Annotated in this window: 14 protein-coding genes; 12 read left to right on the top strand and 2 right to left on the bottom strand. The window is 55.6% G+C overall.

Annotation, left to right across the window (positions count from 1 at the left end):
* Position 1 precedes the first annotated feature (1 nt).
* Positions 2-937: an N-acetylneuraminate lyase gene (locus tag MKX76_RS17105; protein ID WP_210095386.1), complete on the top strand. Its 936-nt coding sequence runs from the start codon at positions 2-4 to the stop codon at positions 935-937.
* A 106-nt stretch (positions 938-1,043) separates the two neighbouring features.
* Here the strand turns inward: MKX76_RS17105 and MKX76_RS17100 are convergent, their stop codons facing one another.
* A complete protein-coding gene (locus MKX76_RS17100; RefSeq protein WP_210095387.1) occupies positions 1,044-1,226 on the bottom strand; it encodes a hypothetical protein in 183 nt (60 codons plus the stop codon).
* Between the two features lie 70 nt (positions 1,227-1,296).
* Here MKX76_RS17100 and MKX76_RS17095 point away from each other — a divergent pair, with 70 nt between their 5' ends.
* The 11 genes from MKX76_RS17095 (at position 1,297) to MKX76_RS17045 (ending at position 18,897) form a co-directional block, all read left to right on the top strand.
* On the top strand, positions 1,297-3,138 hold the full coding sequence (locus MKX76_RS17095) for an alpha-L-fucosidase (protein WP_007131235.1): 1,842 nt from the start codon (positions 1,297-1,299) through the stop codon (positions 3,136-3,138).
* Positions 3,122-4,153 carry a glycoside hydrolase family protein gene (locus MKX76_RS17090; RefSeq protein WP_007131236.1) on the top strand — a complete coding sequence of 344 codons (1,032 nt, stop codon included), beginning with the start codon at positions 3,122-3,124 and terminating at the stop codon, positions 4,151-4,153. The genes MKX76_RS17095 and MKX76_RS17090 overlap by 17 nt, the downstream gene beginning before the upstream one ends.
* A 908-nt stretch (positions 4,154-5,061) precedes the next feature.
* A complete protein-coding gene (locus MKX76_RS17085) occupies positions 5,062-6,645 on the top strand; it encodes an extracellular solute-binding protein (RefSeq protein ID WP_028405413.1) in 1,584 nt (527 codons plus the stop codon).
* A gap of 243 nt (positions 6,646-6,888) precedes the next feature.
* Positions 6,889-7,914: a response regulator gene (locus tag MKX76_RS17080; protein WP_144878200.1), complete on the top strand. Its 1,026-nt coding sequence runs from the start codon at positions 6,889-6,891 to the stop codon at positions 7,912-7,914.
* Positions 7,911-9,773, top strand: coding sequence for a cache domain-containing sensor histidine kinase (locus MKX76_RS17075; RefSeq protein ID WP_007131239.1), 1,863 nt, complete (start codon positions 7,911-7,913; stop codon positions 9,771-9,773). Before MKX76_RS17080 ends, MKX76_RS17075 begins: the two co-directional genes overlap by 4 nt.
* A gap of 360 nt (positions 9,774-10,133) precedes the next feature.
* Complete coding sequence (locus MKX76_RS17070) at positions 10,134-12,917, top strand: discoidin domain-containing protein (RefSeq protein ID WP_341034277.1); 2,784 nt, start codon at positions 10,134-10,136, stop codon at positions 12,915-12,917.
* Positions 12,918-12,994: 77 nt separating this feature from the next.
* Positions 12,995-15,526 (top strand): glycoside hydrolase family 95 protein, encoded by a 2,532-nt coding sequence (locus tag MKX76_RS17065; protein ID WP_341034276.1) that lies wholly within the window; start codon positions 12,995-12,997, stop codon positions 15,524-15,526.
* A gap of 232 nt (positions 15,527-15,758) precedes the next feature.
* Positions 15,759-16,106, top strand: a complete 348-nt coding sequence (locus tag MKX76_RS17060; protein ID WP_007131242.1) for a hypothetical protein — start codon at positions 15,759-15,761, stop codon at positions 16,104-16,106.
* Between the two features lie 298 nt (positions 16,107-16,404).
* Positions 16,405-17,376, top strand: a complete 972-nt coding sequence (locus MKX76_RS17055) for a phosphotransferase enzyme family protein (protein WP_040739224.1) — start codon at positions 16,405-16,407, stop codon at positions 17,374-17,376.
* A gap of 287 nt (positions 17,377-17,663) precedes the next feature.
* Entirely contained in the window at positions 17,664-18,413 is a 750-nt protein-coding gene (locus MKX76_RS17050) for a MerR family transcriptional regulator (RefSeq protein WP_007131244.1), read from the top strand.
* Positions 18,414-18,585: 172 nt separating this feature from the next.
* The gene (locus tag MKX76_RS17045) at positions 18,586-18,897 is read left to right on the top strand and encodes a YbjQ family protein (protein WP_007131245.1); all 312 of its coding nucleotides are present in this window, start codon (positions 18,586-18,588) and stop codon (positions 18,895-18,897) included.
* Positions 18,898-19,210: 313 nt separating this feature from the next.
* Here MKX76_RS17045 and pyk read toward each other — a convergent pair whose 3' ends face one another.
* On the bottom strand, positions 19,211-20,626 hold the full coding sequence (gene pyk, locus MKX76_RS17040) for a pyruvate kinase (protein ID WP_007131246.1): 1,416 nt from the start codon (positions 20,624-20,626) through the stop codon (positions 19,211-19,213).
* Positions 20,627-20,662: the final 36 nt, after the last annotated feature.

Here is a 20,662-nt window from a genome sequence, read left to right as displayed (position 1 = left end):
CTTGAACCTGGTAACTGGAGAACGAAGCAAGTTTAAAGGCATATTTACCGCATTGTTGACCCCTATGCACGAGGACGGATCCATCGATTTCGAGTCGTTATCGCGTTTGGTGGAGCATCAGATCTCGCTGGGAATTACGGGCTTCTATGTTGGAGGAAGCACCGGGGAAGCGTTTATTTTGACGACGGAAGAACGGAAGCAGGTGCTTGAGTCCGTCGTCAAGACGGTGAACGGCCGGGTGATCGTGATCGCGCATATCGGCTGCATCAGCACCATGGAGTCGGTTAAGCTTGCCCGCCACGCGGAAGAGCTTGGCGCAGATGCCGTTTCGGCCGTCGTCCCGTTCTATTACAAAGTAACGATGAAAGAGATCCGGGAGCATTATGAAACGATCATGTCCGCCGTGCCGTTGCCCATGCTGGTCTATCATTACCCGGGTGCTACCAGCGTGAGTCTGACGATGGATTTTTACACGGACATGAGCAGTCATTCCCAATGTATCGGCGTGAAATTTACGTCCTTGAACCTGTTTGAGATGCAGCAAATCCGCGCCTTATGCCATGAGCGGTTCATGATTTTTAACGGGCATGACGAGGTATATTTAAGCGGGGCTTGTGCCGGAGCCGATGGCGCGATCGGGAGCACCTTCAATATGATGCCGGGACCATTCATTCAAATGCACGATCATATCAGCACTGCCCAAAGGCCTGATATGAGCCTCCTACAGTCTTTGCAGACGGAGGCCAATGCGGTGATCTCGCACATGATCCAATACGATGTTATCGCGTATGAAAAGTATATTTTATATCTCCAAGGGGTACTGCGCTCCCCGAAGGTACGCCAGCCCTTAAAGCAGCTGACGGATGGCGAACGGCGGCAGATTGATGATTTCTATCGGAATTGCGCCTTGCTGCAGGACCACCGTGTCAGCGTTTAAGCCAGCTATTGGGCAGAGCCTATGTAACGTTCTGGTTAATCGTGGAAGGATGAATCCGTCATTTTGGCACGCTCGTCTACGGTAAAACTTGATCCATGATAAAGCATCAACAGGCCGGTCGTGACCGGCCTGTTGTTTTGATGTTCGTTGCGTTGGGACGATTCAGATCCATTTGAATATCAACATGAATAGCAATATTAATAACAATATCAATATCATCAATACCAATATCGACCATGCCTCCCCAAACAAAACACAACCCCAACGCAAAAAAACAATCAATCGGCACCTGCCGACATCCTATAATGAAGCCATGAACGACCAAGAGCTGCTGATGAATCAGGGCAAGGAGGGCGAGCATGAAACGGGATGAATACATGGACGGTGCTGGACTAAAGACAGGGCCGATGGAGGCGCAGGGATGGAAGAGGGATGAGTTTGCGTCCGAATTCGACCGGCGCATAGCCTGGTGGAGAGCGGCCCGGTTTGGCATTTTCGTGCACTGGGGGCCTTATTCGATGCTGGGCGGCATGTGGAAGGGGAAGCGCGTAGAAGCGAATTATGCAGAGCATATCCAGCTGCGCGGGAAGATTCCCGTTGCCGAGTACGCCGAGGCTGCCGCAGGGATGAAGCCGGATGCCTTTGACGCATATGAATGGGTGTCACTGGCGAAGCGGGCCGGTGCCAAATATATGATTGTAACGGCAAAGCACCATGACGGATTCGCGATGTACGACTCCAAGGTCAGCGATTATTCCATCACTCGCCACGCTCATTTTCCGAGCGACCCCCTCAAAGCGCTGGCGGCGGCCTGCGAAGCAGAGGGGATTCGCCTTGGAATCTACTACTCCCACGCGATGGATTGGCATCATCCGGATTCGCAAGGCAATACGCTGGACTACCCGGACAATGTCGGCGCGTGGGACCTGCTGGAGGATTGGGTGGATGACGACGGCAAAAGAACCCGCTTCGAGCGCTATCTTCAGGAGAAGGCATTGCCCCAGGTCGAGGAGCTGTTGACCGGTTACGGCCCGATCGGCGTGATGTGGTTCGACTGCGGCCATAAGATCAGCGATGAGCACGCCGAATGGTTCCGTGACCGGGTGCGCAGGCTTCAGCCGGATTGCCTCATTAATAAGCGCCTTCGGGACGAGCGGTTTGCGGATTACGGCAATCCGCACGATAATCAGCTTCGATTCCGTCCGGTGCAGCCGGACTGGGAGTCGATCCACACCTTGAACGACTCCTGGGGCTTCCGCTATGACGATGATAATTGGAAGAGCCCGGATGAGCTGATCGAGCAGCTGCTCCGGGTCGTAAGCGCGGGCGGCAATCTCGTTCTGAACATTGGGCCGATGGGAAGCGGGGCGATTGATGATACGTCAAGGCGCCTGCTGGAGACGGTAGGGCGTTTCCTGGAGTACAGCGGCGAAGCGATTTACGGGACAGAGGAAAGTCCGATCGGCGTGCCGCAGTGGGGCTGGTGTACATGGAAGCCGGACGAGTCCGCGTTATATCTGTTTGTAAGAGATTGGCCTTCGGACGGGCGATTGATCCTGCCCGGTCTCGCGAGCCGGGTCCAGTATGCGCAGCCGGTAGGGGGCATCGGAGAGCATGAGCATCCCCGCAGCCTTGCCTTCCGGCAGCTTGGGCCTTGGGACGTGGAGATTGACGTTCGTTCGGTCCGGAAGCATCCGTATGCAACGGTGATCAAGGTCAAGATCCTGGGGGAGCTGAAGGCGGATCCGACCCCCAGATTCATTGCCGGAATGCCGAACACGTTCTGGGCATACGATGGACGGATTGAGGGAGGCGTTCATTACGATAACGGCAAACGCGGGCATGACGGCGTAACTGGCTGGGCTGATCCCGGTGCAGCTGTTCACTGGACATTTCGTTCGGAAGAAGAAAGACCTGTCCGATGTCGTCTTATGGTCACATTATCCGCCGATGCCGAGCAGGCGGGCGGCCGGTTCGAGGTGTCGCTTGATGAGCAGAAGGTGGAGGCAACGATAGAGGAGACGGGCGGCGACGGGAGCTGGGGAGAGCTCGAGACGGGCCCGCTTACGGTAAGCTCGCGGGGACTCCACCATCTTGAAATCCGGGGCTTATCACTAGCCGGAAACTCTTTAATGAAGTTGCGAAAAATAACCTTGCTGCCTATAGAAGAAGGAGGGAAAAGCCATGAGGCTGGTGTTTGATCCTGCACCGGCAGCCGGAGGCTTCCGCATGCCGGGCTATTGGGTCTGGTGCGGAAGCGTAATCGAGGGGGAGGACGGCCGATACCATATGTTCGCTTCGCGCTGGCCGAAATCGCTGCCCATGCATCCCGGGTGGCTTGCGGCCTCGGAGATCGTCCGGGCGGCTGCGGATCATCCGGCCGGCCCGTACCGATACGAGGAAACGGTGCTTGGCGCCAGATCCCCGGCCTATTGGGACGGATGCAGCGTGCATAATCCGCACATCGTGAAGGTGGACGGGATATATGTGCTCTATTATATGGGCACCACGTTCCCGTTCCCTCTGCCGGAGGACGGAAGGCAGCTGCGGCCGGATGATCCGCTTGCCGTTGCGGCAAGAGCGAATAAACGAATCGGCATCGCGACGGCGCCATCCGTTGGGGGGCCGTGGACCCGGCCGGACCGACCCGTTTTGACGCCGCGCCCGGACCGCTTCGACAGCTACCTGGTGTCCAATCCGGCTCCATGCATCCATCCGGACGGCCGGGTGCTGCTCATCTATAAATCCCGACCTTATGCCGGGCATTCTTACGGAAACATGCAGCTTGGGGTGGCCTGTGCAGGATCGGTGCACGGTCCTTACGTTCGCGGCGATGAGCCTCTATTTCCCCCGTCGGTTCATGTTGAGGATCCGTTTATATGGCGTACACCACGCGGATACGAGATGATTGCCAAGGATATGGACGGCTCGCTGTCCGGGGAGCGATATGGCGGCATCCACGCATGGTCCGCTTCCGGCGGCCGATGGCAGTTGACGACGACGCCCGGGGAGCCGGCGTACTCCCGCAGGGTACGCTGGGATGACGGCACCGAGCGGCTGATGGGCAATCTGGAGCGCCCGTTTCTGCTTATGGAGGGAGGGCGCCCTGCCTGGATGTTCGCGGCGACTTCGGATGGAAGCCGCGGATTTCATGACTGCACGGAGACCTGGAATATGGCGATTCCGATCCGGGAAATCCTTCATCCGGATGAATAGCGGCAGCATTACGCGCCGTTAGGCAGACGAGTCTCGCAAGAAGGATGCACCAGCGATGCTGATTACGCGTCGATCCCGGCTGATGGAACGAGCAAGCCGGTATTGCATCGCGCCTTGTCTCTCAGGCGTGCTCTCATTTTTCGCGGGATTCAAGCATGGCCGGCAAAAAGTCGACAGACTGATGTAGAGATGTTTATATCAATCGCTTTTTAAGCGTCCTTTTCCGTAATCCGCGGTTCTTCACCGTGGTTTGGGATTGGACGCTTTTTCACATATAGCGATAATAGCGAGCCTCTATGATGTAATCGGATGGAACGACGCCTCCGTTTGACGGTTGTTCCTGGTGAGAGCTTGTACGTAATGGCAGAGAAAACCGCGTGCAATCTGATAACACTGATAACAACCGCTTCGTACCTACAACGCCATTAAGCGTATTATGGGTTTGATGATCCGCACAGCTTTTGGTCACGACTGGGGCGTCGGCGTTAAGGGTTGTTCTGCGCGGTCGCGCATTGGAATTCGTACTCGTTCGCACTATACTATATCAATAACCTGAGGCTGTTTTTCGCTGCAGGTTCGCCTGCGGGAGATTGCCATGACCAACCAGATAGGGGGGATGGACACAATAATCGGCTCGATCAAGCCGGATCGTAAAAGAACACACAGGATCATAAAAAACGCCAATACGGAAATGAGGCGATTTAGGCTACCATGAAATTGATTTTACGTAAGCGCTTACCTTTGAGTGGCAGGGTGACTGATTGGGCATGGCTCGGCATGGATAAGCGACGGATAGGCATGGACAGATATGAATCATAAGGATCGAGATGGATCGATGGCATGTTGGAGCTTGTTTGATCTCCAAATGAAATGAACGGTTGATGATTTCGTGGAAAGGGGAGAGGTTGATGAAGAGAGGCTTTTCGGTTTTGCTCGTGAGCTGCCTGATCCTAACGCTGCTGGCAGGCTGCGGAGGAAAAGCGGGTGAGGGCGGACAAGCGGGAGCTCAGCCGGGAGCTAAGGATGGGGCGGCCGCATCCGAGAAACTGTCCTTCTCGATTTCATTCTCTACGGGCGGCAATATCTATATTGAATCCTCGCCGGATATCAATAACGACAAATGGGTGCTGAAGCTGGAGGAAATGACGAACACCGATCTGGATATCCGTTTGATGTCGCACAAGGAATTCGACCAGAAGATGAGCCTGATGTTTGCCGGCAACGATATCCCGGATGTTGTGGGAAATATGCGAGGCGGGCCTACGACGGCCTCCATGTCGGGCTCGGTGGAAGCCGGCGTATTCATGCCGCTTGATGATTTGCTCAAGGAGCATGCGCCGAATCTGATGAAAATGGTGACACCGGAGGCATGGGAGGAGGTGTCGTATAACGGCAGCATTTACGGCATTCCCTCCTGGCTGGAGAACCTGTCGCGCCGCGCTACATTTATCCGTACGGATCTGATGGAGAAGGCTGGCATCAAGGAAGCGCCGAAGACGGTCGAGGAGTACCTGGATATGCTGCGCGCGTTCAAGAAGCTGGGCGTTGAGCATCCGTATCAGTATCGCGAGAATTTCAAATATGCGGATACCTTCCTTGGCGCTTACGATGTGCTGCCGTTTCAATTCATGGAGCTGAACGGCGAGGTGGTGCCGAAGTTTTTCGATGTAGAGAATATGACCAAGGCGCTTCAAACGTACAAGACCATGTATGACGAAGGGCTGATCCCGAAGGACTTTGCCTCGCTCTCGCAGGTTGATTACAGGCGCAACATCAATTCAGGCAAGTCCGGCATGTGGGCTTCCAACGGCGAAGGGCTCATCGGCTTTCGCACGAAGCTGAAGGAAGTGGACCCTTCGATGAAAGTAGATATTTATCCGTCTCCAACCGGGCCGGACGGCAAAGGCGGCCTGGGCTTATACAGCTCGATCTCAACGACGTTTTACATCAACAGCAAGGTCGGCAAGGAAAAAGCGATCGAGATCATTAAGTTTCTGGACTGGATGCTGACAGAGGAAGCGGATATGTTCTTCTCGTTCGGGATCGAAGGCGAGAACTACACGACTGAGAACGGTAAAGTCAACTACACATGGCCGGTAAAGAAGGAGGAAGTGGATGAAGCCGGGTTCCGGGCCAACCAATTGTGGTTTGTGCATGAGCTGACCTACAACAAGAAGCAGACAGCCCTTACGGAAGACGGCCAGGACGTAGTGGCCGCATTCCGCGATGTGCTCAGCAACGAAGGGCGCGGCGGCATTACCTTTACGGCGAACCTGAACAGCTTCTCCAAGTTCCCGGACCTTGCCTCGACGGGAGATACGGGACCGAAATTCATTCTGGACAGCATGGTCAAAATGATCTACGGCAAGCAGCCGATCTCCGATTGGCCGAAGGTGCTGGAGGAATATCGGGCCAAAGGCGGGAACGAGATCATTAAGGAGGCAACGGAGCGCTGGAAGAACAAGGAGAATGTCGTGGATCGCACAAGATGACTCTACTGGCGCGCAGCCTCGGTACCCTGCAAAATAGCCGGCAGGACTTATCAAGCAAAGGCGAATTTTTCTATACAATAAAGCCGATATGTAAGCGTTTCACCTGATGTGGGCTGCGAAAAAAATAGGTATCCGCCGGTCAAGCCGCTTGTCGGCTGACCCAGGAGGGTACCTTCTCGTCCCGCCGGCGAGGTTGTTCATCGGAATCATTCGAATTCTTCTACATACAGGAGGCTGATAATAATGCGGTTGCTTATTGCTGATGATGAACCCGTCATTCGGAGAGGGCTGGTTAAAATGGCGGAATCTTACCGCCTGCGGTTTGACGCGATTGATACGGCCGTAAACGGCGAGCATGCTTTGTCGCGGATCAAGGAGGCCGAGCCGGACGTGCTCTTGACCGATATTCGGATGCCCAGAATGAACGGGCTGGAGCTGTGCCGGGAGCTTCATGAGCAGTACGGGCACATTCAGATCGTCGTCATCTCCGGGTATGGCGAATTTCAGTATGCCCAGCAGTGCTTGGCTTATGGCGTAAAGCATTATCTGCTGAAACCGGTGACGGGGGCGATGCTTCATCAGGCGTTCGATGCGATCATGAAGCATCGTCACAAAGGGATTGTGTCCCTTGCTTCCTATGTCGACTGGATCGAAAATATTGGACAGGAAATTTGGATGCTGCAGACGGAACGGCTGGATCAGCTGTTAAAAGAATGGAGAGAGCAGCTGCTGGCAGCCGGGCTCAGCGTCCAGCAGCTGCAGCAGCTGCTGGATGACGCGGTGGGCATGATCTACCGGCGCTTGGTGTCCAAGGGATACATGGAGCTGACGGCCATCAAGCCGCTGGGTCATGGGGCGGCTCCGGAGCCGCTGCTCCAAGCGTTTGAACTAAGGGTCAAGCAAATGACCGCGGATTTGATCACCCAGCGCTGGGGCAACTTCAAAAATCCGCTGGAGGAGGTGAAGTCCTACATCGATTCGCATCTGTCCGAGGAAATCACCTTGGAGGAAGTGGCTGAAATGGCGGGCTACACGCCCACGTATTTTAGCGCGATGTTCAAGAAGATGACGAACGAAACCTTTGTCCGGTACCGTATCCACAGACGGATGGAGCGGGCAAAGGAGCTGCTGGCGCTGCCGCATATGCGGATCATCGACGTCGCCGCGAATGTAGGCTATGAGGATTACCCCCATTTTACGAAGATGTTTAAGAAAGTGACGGGGCACACCCCGACGGAATACCGGTCCATGCTGGGGTTTAACGGATGAGCAGCAAGCTGTACCGCAAGCTGTTTCTGTACTGCGTGTCCATCATCGTACTGTCCTCACTTCTAATCGGCATTGTCACTTATTCCCGTTCATCGGCAGAACTGGACCAGCAGCTGGACCGGCATATGTCACAAACGGTACAGAATGCGCTGATTCATACGGATATGTACATTAAGTCGTATGACCGGACGATGATTACGCTGCTGACGAACCGGGAATTGAAAAAATTCGTGGATCTGCCGAATCCCGCCGACAACTACGAGTACTATCATATCAGCTCGACGATTAAGGAAATGGTCTTTCGCCCGCAGATGGATCGGGGGCCGGATTTGCTGACCATGTATATTCTCTCCAACGACGGCAATGCCGTCTACAGCTTCAGCTCCGACGTTGCGGAGCCGGTGTTCAGCGCGGAGGAGAAGTCGGCACAGCTTGCGGATCTGCGCAGGCTGACAAAGGATGAGAGCGGGCTGATGATCGATACCGCAAGCATCATTCCGGGAAGAGGCGGCAGCGTGGTTCGGATGACAAGACAGATCAAGGGCCTGTCCTCCATCGCGGAAAAGGGCGTGCTGGCCATGGAGGTACGGTCTCAAGAGCTCTCGACGCTTTGGCAAGGAATCGATCTTGGGGAGCAAGGATACTTCTACATCGCCGATGCCGACGGCCACGTGGTGTACCAGCCGGAGAGCCTGGTGGGCGACGCTTCATCACCTGCACAGGATCCGAAGCTGAGGGACCGGATTATGGATGCGGGCGAGGATTCCTTCCGGTACACGACGGCGGATGGCGAGGAGCGGGTATTCATGGCAAGAATGTCGCCTTATTCGGGCTGGCGTCTGGTCACCTCCATACCGCTGGAAGAGTGGCGCAAGCCCATCGCCAATATCCGCACCACCGTCTGGGGCATCGGCCTTGTCAGCCTGCTTGCAGCGTGCTTGCTCGCTTACCGGTTCGTGCGTTCCATCACCCAGCCGATCCAGACCATCATCCGGGGGATGCGGCAGACGGAGCAGGGCCGCTGGACGCCGCTTGAGCTTCCCGAGCGGGACGATGAATTGACCGAGATGATGCAGCGTTACAATTTGATGGTAACCCGTCTGTCGGAGCTCATCGAGCGGGTGTACGAAAGCGAGCTGCAGCAGCAGAAGATCATTATCGCCAGGCAGCGTGCGGAATTCCAGGCTCTTCAGCTGCAGATCAATCCGCATTTTATGTATAACACGCTGGAGACGATCGTCTGTTACGCAGAGGTCAGAGGCTCGTCCGAAATTACGGAAATGGTATCCTCTCTTGCTTATATGATGCGTTACTCCCTCCTTACGTCTCTGGAGGAGATTACAGTGGCTAATGAGCTGAACCATGTGCTGAGCTACATGACCATCATGAAGCATCGGCATGAACTGGAATTTGACCTGCGGGTGGAGGTGCCGCCTGAGCTGCTGCTATTCAGCATGGTTCGCTTGACGCTGCAGCCGTTGATCGAAAATGCGTTTCAGCACGCGTTTCCGGACGGCATCGACGAGTCGAGCTGGATCACGATTTCAGCAGGCCTGAGCGATGACATCTTCTGGGTCAGCGTGACGGATAACGGCGCAGGTCTGTCCGCTGAGAGGCAGCGTGAAATATTAGACCGGTTCTCCCATGCTCATGAGTGGGACGCTGCGACGGCAGAATCCTCGTCAGCTGCAAGCGGAGACGCGTGGGGCATCGGAGGGATTGGAGGCATCGGGCTGCTCAATGTGCACCGCAGGATCCAGCTTGTGTTCGGTGAACGCTATGGTCTTAGGCTGAGCTCGGAAGGCGGGGGGATGGGCACCACCGTCAAGATGATGATGCCAAGTCCGCAGTCTGCTTAAAGCCGGCTTCTCCTAGGAATCGAAAACAGGTGCGATCACCCATACCTCAACTTCTCTTGCCTTAAGGCTTCCCTCGGTTTCAAGCCGCTTAATCATGGTCGCACAGCTTCCTGCAGCCTCATGCAGCCTCATTGTAACGGATGTAACGCCAACGGCACATGCGGCTCCGTTCGTTTGCGATTGTGTTTTCTTAGGAGAGCATATTTCTTAAAAAAACACCCTGTCTCCGCAAGTTACGGCATGGCGTAACGGGCCGGGCAGCCCTACGATGGAATCATAATCCGCTAAGTGGAGGAAGGAGGAGCGCGTCAATTACGGATCGATCGTCAATCACGACATTAGACGAAGGATGGGGGATGAATGATGAAAAAGGCACGAAAGCGCGATGGATGGGAAAACCGCAGGATTGCCGTCCTGCTGCTGGGCGTTCTGCTGCTCTCCTTGGGAAATTTGCCGGTAAAAGGGGACGCGGCTTTGAATACCGGCGGCGCTCCCGTGAATCTTGCGCTCGACAAGCCGGCCATGGCCAGCTCTGCCGTAAGCGGGCAGGAAGCCGGAAAAGCCGTTGACGGCAGCAGGGATACCTATTGGCAGCCGGCAAGCACGGATCGCGAAGATATGAGCGTGCATATCCAGGTCGAGCTTGGAAGCGGACAGCCGTTGAACCAGGTCATTCTTGATTTGAACCGGGGGGATAACCTGAAGGCTGTGGAAATCGATTACTCGCTGGAAGGGGAGTCATGGAGCCGCGCGTTCACAAAGACCGAGGGCATTCGGGCGGACGGTCAAGAGCGTATTTCATTTGATGCCGTAACGGCATCTCAAGTCCGTATCACGCTGCAGCTGTCGCGGAACCTGAACGTGCAGCTGAAGGAGATGGAGATTTATATGCAGGATGGAAGCTCGGAGATTCCGGTCGATGTAACGGAGCTTGCCTTCGTGAAGGAGGACGGAACTCCATTTGGCAACAATGACGAGCTAAGCTTGGAGATTGGCGGTACCGCTCCTCTCGAGGTCCGAGGAAGAGGGGCGAACGGGGAGTGGGCGGCGCTGCCTCCTCATCAAATCCGGTATCTAGCGGATGGAGCCAGCTCGACGGTTACGCCAGACGGGACTGTGACCGGCCGCAAAGTCGGCGCGACCCGGATCTACGCCGAAGCCAGCGTGGGCGGCAAGACGGTCCGTTCGCCGGATTTATGGTTCGTCGTGAAGGATGAGCACGAATTCGAAGATGCGAAATATGTTGCCTTCACTTCCTTTCGTCATCCGGCATTGACGCAGAGAATCGGCGAGGCGGCGATTCTGGAGGAGACCAAGACCTTGCCGGTCGTCATGATTGCACCGAATCTAAGCGGAAGCGTCTCCGCGAGATGGCTGAGGGACGGCCAATCGAGAGGAAATCTCGGGACGAAAACGCTAATCGCTGGCGAGGATGCCTCCATACAGCTTCCAGGCGGTATGAAAGTGCCGGGAACCTATGAGATTCAAATGACGTTCCATATGTCGGACGGCGGGACGTACTACGACAGCCTGTATTATACCGTCATGCCCAAGAACGGGGTGCCTGACGGGCAGAGCCGGATCGCCTACGTCGGCAAAAACGGACGGATGGTTTACGTTCCCGACTATAAAGGCAATCGGATCATCGACTTCTCTCATGTCGGATACCAAGGGGGCGGCGTAAGGCTGCCGGATGTTCAGGCGGAGGTTGCCGTGGAGCCGACCGGCGGGGACGATACGGCGATGCTGCAGGCGGCGATTGATGAAGTGTCCCGGCTCCCGCGGGATGCGGACGGGTTCCGGGGAGCCGTGCTGCTAAGAAGCGGAACGTATTTCGTCGGCGGAACCCTGCGCATTCAGGCAAGCGGCGTCGTGCTCCGGGGCGAAGGCAAGGACGACAATGGGACGATCATCCGCGGCACGGGGACAGCTGCCCGAAACCTGATCGAGGTCGGCGGTACGGCCGGTCCGTCGATCGTGGAGGGGACGGAGACGGACATCCAGGACTTGTATGTTCCGGCGGGCTCCCGAACGTTTCATGTTCAGGATGCTTCGGGCTATAAGGCGGGGGATTCCGTTATCGTCAGACGGATCGGCAGCGAGCGCTGGATTCATGAAATCGGCATGGATCATATCTTTATGAGGCCGCTCACCGGCGGAACGAAGCAATGGACGCCCTTTAACCTTGATTTTGACCGGGTGATCACCGCAATTGACGGCAACCGGATTACGGTTGACGCACCGCTGGCCAACGCCATCGAGCGTCAGTGGGGCGGCGGCAAGCTCTTCAAAGCGACGGACGAGGAGCGGATCGAACAGGTCGGCATCGAGAACATGCGGGCCGTATCCGATTTTGACCCGAGCAAGACGGACACGAAGATGGATAATGACGTTCTGGATACGCCGTATTATTCGGATGAAGACCACGCCGAGCGCTTTATCATGATGAACAGCGTGAAGAATGCCTGGGTTCGCGAGGTGGAAGGATACCACTTCTCTTATGCCTTGGTGCAGGTCGGCCGGCAGGCCAAATGGGTAACGGTGCAGGACAGCGAAATGTACGACATGGTGAGCATCATCACCGGGGGAAGACGCTACAGCCTCTTCATTCAGGGGCAGTTAAACCTAGTCCAGCGAAACTATACCGAAACCTCCCGGCATGCTTACGTCATTGAGAGCCGCGTACAGGGACCCAATGTAATGTACGATAACAGGGCGACCCGGGAGTACAATACGAGCGAGCCTCATCACCGCTGGTCGACGGGCGGTCTGTACGACAATGTCAGCGCACGGATCAGCGTTCGCGACCGGGCTTGGCTCGGCAGCGGACACGGGTGGGCAGGCGCCAATTACGTCATGTGGAATACCGAGGGCGGGCTCGTCGCTCAGAAGCCGCCGACTGCTCAGAATTACGCAATCGGGCATGTTCCGACGGAGGACGGCTTGAACGTCAGGCCGCTCGTGCCGAACGACTACGACCCGCGTCCGCGGGAGGACGGTTATTGGGAGTCGACGGGTCGGCATGTTGCGCCGCAAAGCTTGTTTATCCAGCAGCTGAAGGATCGTCTCGGCCAGGAAGCGGTGGATCATCTCGCCCGTACGCCGGTGGGAGGCGGTGCTTTGGATGTACCGGAATTACCTTGATCTGATATAGGGGAAGAGGGGATGTTCAGCGATGTCTGGAGTCCCCTTTTCCATAGGAATGGGAGGCATGAATACGTATGGGCAACCAGGGCTCGAACATGGACGGGAGGCAGCGATTCGATGCAGAGGCTAAAGCAAGGATCATGGGGACTGACGAGGCGTCATTATCAGGAGCCGTTGAGCGGCCTCTGCGGTTATGGTATACCTCGCCTGCGGCGGAATGGAATGAGGCGCTGCCGATCGGCAATGGACGGCTCGGAGGGATGGTGTTTGGCAGAACCGGCCTTGAGCGGGTGCAATTGAACGAGGATTCGCTATGGTACGGCGGACCGGGAAGGGGGGGCAACCCGAATGCTATCCCATATTTGGGCGACATCCGGCAATTGCTTCAGGATGGCCGTCAAGCGGAGGCCGAGCATCTGGCCCGGATGGCAATGACCTCTTCGCCGAAATATGAGCAGCCCTATCAGCCGCTGGGCGATCTGCTGCTGAAATTCCTGAACACCGAAGCACCGGCGACGCACTATGAGCGGGAATTGGACTTGCAGCGTTCCATGGCGGCCGTGACCTACACATCGGGGGGAATCACGTACCGCAGGCAGTACTTTGCAAGCGCGCCGGACGGTGTGCTGGTCATCCGTCTGACGGCAGACCGCCCCGGCAGTTTGACCTTTGCCGCAAACCTGATGCGCCGTCCTTTCGACTGCGGCACCCGATCGATTGGGAATGACACCCTGACTATGAAAGGGGAGGCCGGGGCGGACGGCGTCTCCTTCTGCGCCGCTTTGCGCGGAGCCGCTGAAGGGGGGAATATCCGCATCATCGGCGATTTCATGTCCGTTGAAGGTGCGGATGCCGTAACGCTGCTGTTATCCGCTCAGACGACGTTCCGGTGCCGGAAACCGGAAGAGATGTGCCTGCAGCAGCTGGACCATGCGTCTTCGATCCCCTATGAGCGGTTGTTCAGCCGCCACGTGGAGGAATACAGGGAGAAGTTCGGCAGGTTTTCGCTGAAGCTGGAGGTGGACGCCGGCGCGCGGGATTATGCTTCCCTCCCTACCGATCAGCGGCTGAACCTTTTGAAGGAGCGGGTCAGGAGCAGTAACTCGGGGACGAATCCGGAAGGAAACTCAGGCGCAGATCCGGAGGGTAACTCTGGGGCGTATCCGGATGATGACCCTGGACTAATTGAATTATATGTGCAGTACGGCCGGTATTTACTGCTGTCCAGTTCCCGGCCGGGGTCCCTGGCAGCCAATCTCCAAGGGATATGGAACGACAGCTTTACGCCGCCGTGGGAGTCCAAGTACACGATTAACGCGAACATCCAGATGAACTACTGGCCCGCGGAGCTTCTTGGGATGCCGGAGTGCCATGAGCCGCTGTTCGATCTGATTGACCGAATGCTGCCGAACGGCCGGAAGACGGCCCGGGAGATGTACGGCTGCCGCGGCTTTGCGGCCCATCATAATACGAATGTATGGGGGGAGACCAGACCCGAGGGGATCTTGATGACCTGCACCGTGTGGCCGATGGGAGCCGCATGGCTGTGCTTGCACCTGTGGGAGCATGTCCGCTTCGGAGGAGATGCCGATTTTCTCCGCGACCGGGCATACCCCGTCATGAAGGAAGCGGCCATCTTTCTGCTGGACTATATGACGATAGACGGGGAGGGCAGGCGGATTACCGGGCCCTCCGTATCTCCGGAGAACCGCTTCATGCTTCCGGATGGTGCCGTGGGCAGTCTCTGCATGGGCCCATCCATGGACTCGCAGATTGCCCATGCTTTATTGCAAGCCTGTCTGGAGGCCGGGCGGCTGCTTGGGGAGGACACCCGCTTTCTTGACGAGCTTGAAGCAGCGATCCGTAACATCCCGGCTCCGCAAATCGGAAGGCACGGAGGCATCATGGAGTGGCTCGAGGATTATGAAGAGGCGGACCCGGGCCATCGCCATATCTCTCAATTGTTCGCGTTATATCCGGGGGAGCAGATCGACCCGTTTCATACGCCGGAGCTGGCCGAAGCCGCCAAGAGGACGCTTGAGCGGCGGCTTGCGCATGGGGGAGGACATACCGGCTGGAGCCGGGCTTGGATCATCAATTATTATGCGCGGCTATTGAACGGAACGGAAGCGTACGGGCATTTGCTTCAATTGCTTGCCTCTTCGACATTCCCGAATATGCTCGATTGCCATCCGCCTTTTCAAATCGACGGAAATTTTGGGGGAATTGCAGGCGTTGGCGAGATGCTGCTGCAGTCGCATGCAGGCGAGCTGAGGCTGCTGCCGGCGCTCCCGTCTGGATGGAGCAGCGGCGATGTGAAAGGGCTGCGCGCCCGGGGAGGCTGGGTCGTGGATATGCGATGGGAGGATGGGGAGTTATCCGAAGCGAAGGTGTGTGCATCGAGAGCAGGCCGATGCGCGGTGTGGTCCCGCACGCCCCTTGTTCCCGTTCCCGTGGAAGGGTCGGGCACGAACGAGGAGCGCCTCGATGACCCTTCAGGCAGCTATCGTCTTTCGTTTCTCATGAAGGAAGGAGAGTCTTGTATTCTGAGGAGGGACTTCGGAAAGCCCGGCGGTGATCCATCTATGCAAACCGTCCCGATATGAAAGGATGGCGCCAGCGCAAGCAGCAACCAGTAACTATGAATCCAGGCAGGGCAGAGGGGCCAAGCTTCTCTGCTTGTCTACTGCTCGGCGTCTTCTCTATTAGAAACGGCCTATTTAAAAACTCACAGGACAAGTCTCGCCAAGCGGTGGGATTTACGCGTTTTTGCTTGATTTTATCCTAATTGTGCCGCCCATCTGCATACATATGTTGTGTAGAGGAGCGTGAGATGCGATGGATGTGAAGTTGCGAAGATACTATCAACTCAAGCAAAAGCAAAAAGAGCTGGAGCAGGAATTATCGGAGCTGCGCGGGCAAATCATTGAGCATTGCCAGCAGCAGGGGGTCCAGGAGCTGGAGGCGGGGACGTATCGGGCTAAGCTGGTCCTTCAAGACCGGAAGGAGTTCGATGAGCAGAAGCTGTACGAAGCGCTGCCGGATCCGGATGTATGGCGGCTGCTCTCCAAGCCGGATGCGTCCAAGATTGCCGGGCTTATCAAATTGAACGTGATTTCCGAAGACGCCATCAAGGATACCTATGCGGCAAAGCGCATTACGATACTGCAAGTGGAAAAAAAATGAGGAAGGAACAATAAGCATGCACGGAGCCCCGCGATGTCGCGGGGTTATTGCATGTCTGGATACAAGCTTCGAGTAAAAATCGCCTATACCCATTCTCCCCCATCCGCGGCGGCTGCCGCTCCTGTACAATGACATCAAGGAAGGGACGTATGAACGTCCGGGCCTTGAAGGAGCCATGGAAAGGGGTGACGTTGTTGAATACGCATTTCATTCACAATCGGATACAGGAGAGAGGGCTCGGGATTTAGGGATATACGCTCGGTCCTCTCGCGCTGTCATGGGAGGAACGCTTGAGAAGATGATGAGGTTAACGACAATGGTTCGAGGTCTGGCCGGCGATACGGTGGCCCGCGAAATGGCGAAGCGATGGGAGCATGACGAAGGGACGATGAAGCTCTGGAGAGCAAGCACCAATTTCGTGTATGTGCTTGACCGTCAGGGCGTCCGGTATTTTCTGCGTTTTAGTTCGGATGAGGATCGTAGCATGGAACAGCTGACCGCCGAGCTGGATTATATGCGGTTTTTGGCCGAGCGGGGGTACCCGTGCGTACTTCCTGTGCCATCATCCGGCGGAAATATCGTCGAAACGGTACGGACCTCGGAAGGCACATACTACGGTGTCGTATTTAGCGCGGCCATCGGTGCCGTGCTGAACAACGAGACTGTGTCGAAGCGGCAGTGCCGGGATTGGGGGAGGGCGCTTGCACGGCTTCACAGGTTATCTTGTGAATACGAGCCGGGGCTATACCGGCGGAGAGGTCCGGAGCAGATCCTGCAGTGGATCGACGGGGTGCTGAAGCGGCATCCCGAAGAACGGGAGGCGAGGGAAGAGCTGTACCGCATCTGTCTATGGCTGCAGTTCATGCCTGCGTCCAGACAGAGCTTCGGTTTGATCCACTATGATTTCCAACTGGATAACGTATTCTATCAAGCGGATCAGCGCTCGTTTCAAGTTATCGATTTTGACGACTCGATGTATCATTGGTTTGCGATGGATATCGCATCAACGCTGGCGGATACGGAGTGCCGGATCCAGCGGGAGGCATTTCTTGAAGGCTATCGCTCCATCCGGAGCTTGGAGCCGGAAACCGAAGAGGAGCTTCCGAGGTTTCGGCGGTTCGGACGCCTGTATAGCTTCGCCAGAATCCTCCGCGCCTTGGAGCATAGCGATCTCGTTCTTGACGACGCGCCCCCTTGGTATAAGGGGCTTCGGGATAAACTGATTGCCTATTGCGACGACGATCGCGGAAGCTTCAGTGAACCATGGTAAATTGCAGCTCTGTTTCGCTGTGCTTCTCCCGGAGTGCGGTGTAATGCTGACTGTAGCACGATGATCAGCGTCAACTTCGGATTACAATCATGGGGAAGTGAAGGGCGCAACGCAGCGATTATTAGCAAGAGGATAGCCGAGACTTGTTACAGACAGGTCTTGGCTTTGTTCGTTAATAAGGAATCATACATATTAACCGTCTCGTTTCATATTGCTGGAATCCAAATAACGTTTGACTCTCCTCTTGGAGGAGGCTTTAGACTGATAGCTGAAAGGAGGTTAACCGCATGCTGTACACGGTAAAGGAAGTGTCGACATTGTCGGGCGTGACCGTCAAGGCACTGCATCATTACCATAAGATAGGCCTTCTTATGCCCGCCGAAATCAGCGACGCTGGCTACCGATTGTACGGGAAGCGCGAGCTGGAACGACTGCAGGAAATTTTATTCTACCGGGAGCTCGACATTCCGCTGGATAAAATCAAAGAGCTGCTGGACGGCTCGCAGAACCGTCGGACCATCCTGTCGGAGCAGGAAGAGCTGCTTGCAGCTCGCCTGGACCGCCTGGACACGATACTGGACACGCTCAGAAAATCAATGAAAGAACTGGAGGGAGGACAACCGATGAAACCAGAGGAAATGTTTAAAGGCTTTGATAGCGATGAAGCCTGGAAGGAAGCGTTAAAGGAACAGAATGATTACTTGAAGGACGCCTATGACGTTGATTTGCTTCAGGATGAGCAGATCCATGCAGCGGATCTGAACGAGCAAGCGGCTGAGGCCTCCGCATTCATGGCGGCGATGGCCGAGTCGTTAACGTCCGGGGTCAAGCATAACGATGAACGCGTACAGCGCCTGATCGGCAAGCATTTGGCATTCTTGAACGCCCATGGCCATTCGATAACGCCGGCGGATTTTGCGGCGCAGACGAAGTTTTTCCTGCAGGATGACTTCCATCTCCGGATGCTGGAGGAGCAGCAGACCGGTCTTGCGTATTATCTTCATGCAGCCGGGGAGCAATACGCAGCCCTTGCCTAATCGAAGCGGCAGAGATAGCAGAATAGACGAAAAAGCGAAACAAACAAGCGGCAGGAATGCCGTTTGTTTGTTTATTCCAGGATGTTAGGTAGACGCGGAAGAGGGGATCACCGCAACCGATTCCTTTTTCCAGCGTAATAAGAGGAAACCAATACGAAAGAAGGAATATTCCATGTTAATTTCAACAACATCCACCCTTGAAGGTTATCCGGTTCAACGTTATATCGGCGTCGTGACAGGCGAAGTGATTATGGGCGCTAATGTGGTGAGGGATTTTCTGGCCTCGATCACCGACATTGTCGGAGGGCGTTCGGGCGCATATGAGAACAAGCTGCAGGAAGCAAGGGACGCAGCCATCGCCGAAATGAAACAGCAAGCCGATCATATGGGAGCCAATGCGATTTTAGCCGTCGACATTGATTATGAGGTCATTCGCGAAGGCATGCTGATGGTCGCCGTCAGCGGAACGGCCGTAGTTGTTTAGCAGAGAAGATCCCGGGGCGGTTATATAACGATAACGCTGCTCGTTCCCGAGCTGTCTGCGGACAGCCAGCGGTTCGATTTCATTTTGTTCGGGGGCGGCTGCTAGGACAATCGGTGCATCTTTAATATGAAAGGGTTAGGCAGAGGGCTCGAAGCCCGATCTGCCTAACCCTTTTTTATCGTAATCGGTCCTAATCCGACGTTTATCCTGCCCCCATATAGAGCGTTATATCATTTGCGCTTTATTGCTCTAGGTCGTTATTGCTCTGAGTAGCAATTGGCACGGTTGAAACATGGGGAGGTCTTAAAAAATATTAAACTTGCAGTACCTTAATCAGATTCGTGTTGCCGGATTGGCCGATCGGCACGCCGGCGGATAATACAATAATATCGCCTTTTTCAATGTAGCCTGTCTTAATGGCATTCCGGGTTGCGGATTCAAACATTTCGTCCGTTGTCGTAACCTTGTCGCCTTTTACCGGAATGACGCCGGAGAGCAGGCAGATTTTCGCCAGCACTTCCTCGTGCTGCGTGACGGCGATAATCGGCGCCTTCGGCCGGTACTTCGAAATCATCCGCGCGGTAAATCCGCTCTCCGTCGCCGTAATAATGGCTTTCGCATTCAAGACAAGGGAAGAGCTGACCGCTCCCTGGCTGATGACTTCCGTAATGTTAGCCACTTGTTGTCTGGATTTGAAGGCGAATTGATCTTTGTAATCGATCATCGTCTCGGCGCGGCGGGCGACGGCCGCCATGGTGCGCACGGATTCCACCGGGTATTTGCCCGCGGCGGATTCCCCGGACAGCATGACAACGTCCGCGCCTTGAATGACCGCGTTAGCCACGTCACTTACCTCGGAGCGGGTTGGGCGGGGATTGACCTGCATGGATTCGAGCATGTGCGTGGCCACGATAACCGGTTTGCCGGCGAGGTTGCATTTATCGATCATTTCTTTTTGCATCATAGGCACTTCTTCGACTGGCACTTCGACGCCAAGATCTCCCCGGGCAACCATGATGCCGTCCGATGCTTCAATGATGTCATCCAGGTTCTGCATGCCCTCTTCGTTCTCGATCTTGGCGATGATCTGCACATGGTCCGCGCCGCGTTCTTTGAGGATGCGGCGAATCTCGCGAATGTTATCGCCCTGGCGCACGAAAGAGGCGGCAATGATCTCAATCCCGTTCTCCAGTCCGAAGCCGATATGCTTCACGTCCCGCTCGGTGACCCCGGGAAGCGTCGTTTTTATTCCCGGCAGATTGACGCCTTTACGCGGTTTGAGCACGCCGCCGCTAATGATTTTGCAATGGATGTCGTGCCCGTCGATATGCAGAACGTTCAGGTCCACGAGGCCATCATCGATGAGTATGCGGTCTCCCGGCTTGACCACTTGATGAAGCTCTGGATAGTTGACCGAGATGCGGCGGGCGTCACCTAGAATTTCCTCCGTCGTCAGGATGAGCTCCTGACCCGGCTCCAGCAGGCAGGAAGGCTCTTTCAGCTTGCCGATCCGCACTTCCGGTCCTTTAATGTCCATCATGATAGGCACATACTTGTTTAACTCGGACGCGGCCTGACGAACATTCCGGATCCGGGTCACGTGATCTTCCGGCTCCCCGTGGGCCATATTCAAACGGGCAACGGTCATTCCCTCTTGAATCATATTCTTCAACACCTCAATGGAATCGCACGCAGGTCCCATCGTACAAATGATTTTTGTTTTGAGCATGATTATTGGATCCTCCTTTGTATTCGTACTATTTTG

This window comes from Paenibacillus sp. FSL R5-0810 (assembly GCF_038002285.1).
GTDB lineage: Bacteria > Bacillota > Bacilli > Paenibacillales > Paenibacillaceae > Paenibacillus_AQ > Paenibacillus_AQ lactis.
Note: the sequence above shows the minus strand (reverse complement) of the source record. Positions and strands in the feature narration are given on the sequence as shown.